Source organism: Streptomyces sp. (assembly GCF_050698815.1).
GTDB lineage: Bacteria > Actinomycetota > Actinomycetes > Streptomycetales > Streptomycetaceae > Streptomyces.
Window position 1 is genome coordinate 1 of record NZ_JBOHCV010000723.1, and the last position, 4,886, is coordinate 4,886.

General features: G+C 73.5%; 7 protein-coding genes. 2 read left to right on the forward strand and 5 right to left on the reverse strand.

Annotation, left to right across the window (positions count from 1 at the left end):
• The first annotated feature begins 117 nt into the window (after positions 1–117).
• Positions 118–687 carry a CGNR zinc finger domain-containing protein gene (locus ACRDP3_RS25695; RefSeq protein WP_431519385.1) on the forward strand — a complete coding sequence of 190 codons (570 nt, stop codon included), beginning with the start codon at positions 118–120 and terminating at the stop codon, positions 685–687.
• A 50-nt stretch (positions 688–737) separates the two neighbouring features.
• On the opposite strand, the gene ACRDP3_RS25700 is transcribed toward ACRDP3_RS25695, so the two are convergent.
• Together ACRDP3_RS25700 and ACRDP3_RS25705 are read right to left on the reverse strand one after the other, a co-directional pair.
• Positions 738–974, reverse strand: coding sequence for a hypothetical protein (locus ACRDP3_RS25700; RefSeq protein ID WP_431519386.1), 237 nt, complete (start codon positions 972–974; stop codon positions 738–740).
• 112 nt (positions 975–1,086) lie between these two features.
• Complete coding sequence (locus tag ACRDP3_RS25705; protein ID WP_431519387.1) at positions 1,087–1,599, reverse strand: hypothetical protein; 513 nt, start codon at positions 1,597–1,599, stop codon at positions 1,087–1,089.
• Between the two features lie 104 nt (positions 1,600–1,703).
• Here ACRDP3_RS25705 and ACRDP3_RS25710 point away from each other — a divergent pair, with 104 nt between their 5' ends.
• Positions 1,704–2,225 (forward strand): DsbA family protein, encoded by a 522-nt coding sequence (locus tag ACRDP3_RS25710; RefSeq protein WP_431519388.1) that lies wholly within the window; start codon positions 1,704–1,706, stop codon positions 2,223–2,225.
• 16 nt (positions 2,226–2,241) lie between these two features.
• Here ACRDP3_RS25710 and ACRDP3_RS25715 read toward each other — a convergent pair whose 3' ends face one another.
• The 3 genes from ACRDP3_RS25715 to ACRDP3_RS25725 form a co-directional block, all read right to left on the reverse strand.
• Positions 2,242–3,078, reverse strand: a complete 837-nt coding sequence (locus tag ACRDP3_RS25715; RefSeq protein ID WP_431519389.1) for an N-acetyltransferase family protein — start codon at positions 3,076–3,078, stop codon at positions 2,242–2,244.
• 71 nt (positions 3,079–3,149) lie between these two features.
• Positions 3,150–3,971: an aminotransferase class IV gene (locus ACRDP3_RS25720; protein WP_431519390.1), complete on the reverse strand. Its 822-nt coding sequence runs from the start codon at positions 3,969–3,971 to the stop codon at positions 3,150–3,152.
• A partial coding sequence (locus ACRDP3_RS25725) for a chorismate-binding protein (RefSeq protein ID WP_431519391.1) occupies positions 3,968–4,886 on the reverse strand: 919 nt, incomplete at its 5' end. The genes ACRDP3_RS25720 and ACRDP3_RS25725, both read right to left, overlap by 4 nt.

Genomic DNA, 4,886 nt, shown 5'->3' on the forward strand with positions numbered 1-4,886 from the left:
CCGCGGGACCTCCCTCGCTGCACCGGGAGGCCCCGGCGGTGGCGGCGTCGCCGCTTGCCGCGGGGGGCTAGGCTCTGTCCGCACCGGACCTGTCAGGCAGCCGCCGAGGAGCGAACCGTGCAGATCAATCACGACACCCGGTGCGCACTCGACGACGTGGTCGACCTGCTCAACAGCGCGCCAGACGGTGAGACGCCCGACCTGCTCGTGTCCGTCGGCGATCTCGGGGCCTTCGTCGAGCGGAACAGCGTCAGCGGCGTCGGATCGCTCACCGAGGACGACCTCGCGGCTGTGCAGTCCGTACGGGACCGCTTCGCACGGGTCTTCGCGGCGGCCGACGACCGCACGGCCGCCGAACTGGTCAACGCACTGGTGGCCGAGGCGGGTACGACTCCGCAGCTGACCGACCACGACGGCTACGACTGGCACGTGCACTACTTCGCGCCCGGCGCCTCCGTCGCACACCACCTCGCCGCCGACGGCGGGATGGCGCTGGCCTTCATGATCGTCTCCGGAGAGCGTGACCGGCTACGGCGGTGCGGCGCCCCGGACTGCGGGCGGGCGTTCATCGACCTCTCCCGCAACCGTTCGCGCCGCTACTGCGACAGCCGCACCTGCGGAAACCGGCTCCACGTCGCGGCCTACCGGGCACGTCGGCGGGAGTCGGCCCAGGTGACCCGCGACTGAGGCGCTCACCCGGTTCCGGCCCCGGGCGCCGGCATGAGCACGTGGCCCGGTCACAGCGTGAACAGGTCGTGGGCGCCGGTGACGGCCAGCAGGACGGCGATCACCGCGAGGAAGAGCATCAGCGGCGGTTGGGACAGGGCGTAGAGGCAGCCCCGCGGTTCGGGAAGCTCCGGGAACTCGGGCAGCGCCGGGACGGGCAGCGGCGGGGCGGGCAGGGGCGGGGCGGTCGCGGCAGGCGCGCGGGGCGGCTCGGTGAGCGCGCCCGTGGGGTTCGGCGTCATGTCCATCTCGCGCTGATGATGACGCAGCCCGCACCTGTGATGACGATCAACACGCCCACGGGACGGTGGAGTTCACCGCTTCCCCAGGTACCGGCCCGGCCACCGTGGTAGCGGGAGGTCAGATGCCGTGCTTCTTGAGAATGGCCTCGATGTCGGAGAAGTCGTCCGCGCCGCCGGAGGCGGGCTTCTCCGCGGTGCCGGCCGTGGTGGGCCTGCTCTCCGGTGAAGGGGTCTCCCCCGCCTTGAGCGCGGGGGTGGCGCCGGCCGTCGCGGACTTCGACGGTGCCGCCTGCCGGCTGCCGGCGCCGGAGGACACGGCGGCGCGGCGTTCTGCGCGGCCGGCGCGACGGCGGCCCGCGAAGCGCGCGATCACGTACAGCACCACCGCGACAGCCAGTACCCCGAAGCCCGCCCACACCGTGGGCCTGAGCACGAGATCGGCCGCCCAGCCACCGACCGCGGTACCGATCTCGCCGCCGAGACCGATCAGCCCGGCCATCGCCAGTCCGACCGGCACCAGGGCGAGCGCGGCGATGCGGGTGGCCGCGACGAAGCGGCGCCGGTAGGCCGTCAGGAAGGCGACGGCCAGTCCGGCCGCGGAGAGGGCGGCGCAGACGGTCGTGGTGAGCATGTCTCCATTTTGCCTCGGACGGCCTGTGCTCGGCCATGCCCGCACCGAGGGTTCAGGGAGATCTCCGGGTTCGGCGCCCGCCGCAGGGCTGACAGACTGTCCGCATGGACGACGCCGCCTCCACGCCTCCCGTACTCGACTACTGGTGCGAGCTCCAGTGCCCCGACTGCCACCGGGCGCAACGCGATCTGAGCGCGCTGCGCGAGCGGTACGGGGACGCACTGGAGATCCGGCTGCGGCACTTCCCGCTGGAGAAGCACAAGCACGCCTACGCGGCGTCCCAGGCCGCCGAGGAGGCATACGCGCAGGGCGGCGGAGACGCCTACGCGGCGGCGGTGCTGGAACGCACCGCGGAGCTGGGCAAGCGGGGCGAGCGGCTGCTGCTGGAGGTGGCGGGGGACCTGGGGCTGGACGTGGAGGAGTTCGAGACCGCCCTGATCGACGGGCGGCACCTGCTCGTCGTCGACGCCGACCAGGCCGAGGGCAGGGCGATCGGGGTGACGGGCACGCCGACGTACGTCATCGGCGGGCAGCGGCTGGACGGCGGCAAGAGCCAGGACGGGCTGCGCGAGCGGATAGAAGAGATCGCCGACGGCCTGCTGCGTGGCGCCCGCGACGGGTCCTAGACCGTCCCAGGTCGTCCTAGACCAGGGGTTTCCAGAGGTGATGCTCGACGGACCGGTAGCCCAGTGACGCGTAGAGGCGCTGTGCCGGCGCGTTGCCGGCGTAGACCTTGAGTCCGAGGACCCGGGCTCCGGCCGCGAGGGACTCGCGCTCGGCGAGGAGCATCAGCGTGCGGCCGTGGCCGTGCCCGCGCCGTTCCTCGGCGACCTCGACGTCGAAGACCCAGCTGTCGGCGTCCGTACGGGGGCTGTTGGCGACGTCGACCCAGAGGGTGCCGACCTCGCTGTCTTCGTGGACGAGCACGCGCAGCACCGCGCCGCTGGTGGCCGCGCCGGCGGGCAGCAGCGTACGGAAGTCTTCGTCGGCCTTCCGCTCGGCCCCTTCCGCCGGTACGCCGCGGTCCAGCAGGGTGCGCAGCAGCTGGGGGCGTCCGCGCTCCCGCCAGGCCGGGAACTCGGCATCCGTCATCGGGCGGGCCGAGCTGCCGGACGGCAGCCGTGGCTCCTCCTCCAGCTCCTTGAGCATGTTGCGGCTGCGCTCGCGGTAACCGAGGCCGTCGGCCAGTCGCAGGGCCGCTGCCGCGGTGGCCGGGATGCCGGCCTCCACGCGCGCGCAGCCCCACTCGCGCAGCACCTCTTCGGCGGCGAGAGCGGCGACGGCGCCACGGCCGCGCCGCCGCTCGCGCTCGTCGACGACGAGTTGCTCCACGCGGCCGGCCGCGGGGCCGTAGCGCGCGTCGGTGGCCAGCCGGAGGAGGCCGACCGGACGGCTGTTGACGCAGATGTCGTAGCTGCGGGAGCGAACGCCGCCGGCACCGCGCTGCTCCGGCCCGGTGGGACGCAGAGTCGTCGTCATCGGTCGAGTTCTACCCCCTGCGCCCGTCCGCGTCACCTGGTTTCGGTCCGTACCGGCCGCCGGCGGGCCGGTCACGGGTCGATGTCGGCGGCGGACCGCTCGGCGAAGATCCGCATGGCCTTGGCGGTGACCGGGCCCGGCGCGCCGGGCAGTTCGCGGCCGTCGACGCGGTCCACGGCCTGCACGTCACGCAGCGAGGAGGTCAGGAAGATCTCCTCGGCCTGCTCCAGCGCCTCCGGCGCCAGGTCGGTCTCCCGGGCGCCGGACCAGTCGGCCACCAGGGCGCGAGTGATGCCCGCGAGGCAGCCCGAGCCGAGGGGCGGGGTGTGCAGTTCACCGTCGATGACGACGAAGACGTTGGTGCCCGTGCCCTCGCAGAGGCGGCCCTTGGTGTTGGCGAACAGGGCCTCGCTGGCGCCCTGTTCGTGTGCGCGGGAGAGGGCGACGACGTTCTCGCCGTAGGAGGTGGTCTTCAGTCCCGCGAGTGCGCCGTTCTCGTTACGCGTCCAGGGGACGGTGATCACGGCGGTGGTCTCGGGGCGCCGGGTGGCCTCGACGAGGGCGACGATGAGGGTGGGTCCGGCCTCACCGCGGTCGGAGCCGAGCGGCGAGGGACCGCCGGTGTAGGTGATGCGGAGCCGGCCCAGCGGCACCGGCAGGGCCTCCGTGACGGCGGCGCACGCGCGCCGTACCTCGTCGCGGTCGGGTTCTGCCAGGCCGAGACCGCGGGCGGAGGTGTCGAGCCGGTCGAGGTGCCGGGTCAGGGCGAAGGGACGTCCCTCGACGGTCTTGAGGGTCTCGAAGACTCCGTCACCGACCGTGATGCCGTGGTCGAGCACGGAGACACGTGCGGTGTCCAGGTCCCGGATTCCGCCGTCGAGCCAGATTTTCATGGGGTTGTCCTTCCGCTGGTCCCCGTGGGGTACTGCCCCGTCAGGTGCTGCCCCGCCGGGTACTGCTCTTCCGACGCTACCCCCAGCAGCCGGGATGCCTTCAGTTCCGTCTCCGCCCACTCCGCCGCCGCGTCCGAGCCCCAGGTGATCCCGGCGCCGGTGCCGAAGCGCAGCACGGGCCCTCCCGGCGCATGGTCCGCGTCGCGCTCGATCCAGAAGGTGCGGATGCCGACCGCCAGCTCCCCCGTGCCGCGGTCGGCGTCCACCCAGCCGATGCCGCCGCAGTACGGGCCGCGGGGCACCGTCTCCAGCTCGCTGATGATCCGCAGGGCGCTCAGCTTGGGTGCGCCGGTGACCGAGCCGGGCGGGAAGGTGTGCCGCAGCAGCTCCGCCCATCCGGTGCCGGCGTCCAGCTCGCCGCGGACGGTGGAGACGAGGTGGACGAGTCCGGGGTGCGCCTCGATGCGGCAGAGCGCCGGTACGGTGACCGACCCGGTGGCGCAGACCCGGCCCAGGTCGTTGCGGACCAGGTCGACGATCATCACGTTCTCGGCGTGGTCCTTCTCCAGCAGGTCCGCGGCGGTGCGGCCGGTCCCCTTGATCGGCCCCGAGGTGACGGTGCGGCCGTCGCGGCGCAGATAGAGCTCCGGAGAGGCCGTGGCGACCTCGACGCCGTAGGCGGGAAGACGGACGGTGCCCGCGTAGGGGGCGGGGTTGCCGCGGGCGAGCAGGGCGCTCAGCTCGTCGATGTCGGACGCGGCAGGGTCCGGGTCGGGCAGCGGGGCGCTGAGCACCCGGCAGAGATTGGCCTGGTAGACCTCACCGGCGGCGATGTGCGCGCGTATGCGGCGTACGCCCTCGAGGTAGCCCTCCCGGTCCAGCGAGCTGGTCCAGCCGCCCGGGCCGGGCCCGCGC

Bases quoted from the DNA above. Each gene is read 5' to 3' on its own strand.
- ACRDP3_RS25715 (WP_431519389.1), bottom strand. From the start codon at position 3,078: ATGACGACGACTCTGCGTCCCACCGGGCCGGAGCAGCGCGGTGCCGGC.
- ACRDP3_RS25705 (WP_431519387.1), bottom strand. From the start codon at position 1,599: ATGCTCACCACGACCGTCTGCGCCGCCCTCTCCGCGGCCGGACTGGCC.
- ACRDP3_RS25710 (WP_431519388.1), top strand. From the start codon at position 1,704: ATGGACGACGCCGCCTCCACGCCTCCCGTACTCGACTACTGGTGCGAG.
- ACRDP3_RS25720 (WP_431519390.1), bottom strand. From the start codon at position 3,971: ATGAAAATCTGGCTCGACGGCGGAATCCGGGACCTGGACACCGCACGT.
- ACRDP3_RS25700 (WP_431519386.1), bottom strand. From the start codon at position 974: ATGGACATGACGCCGAACCCCACGGGCGCGCTCACCGAGCCGCCCCGC.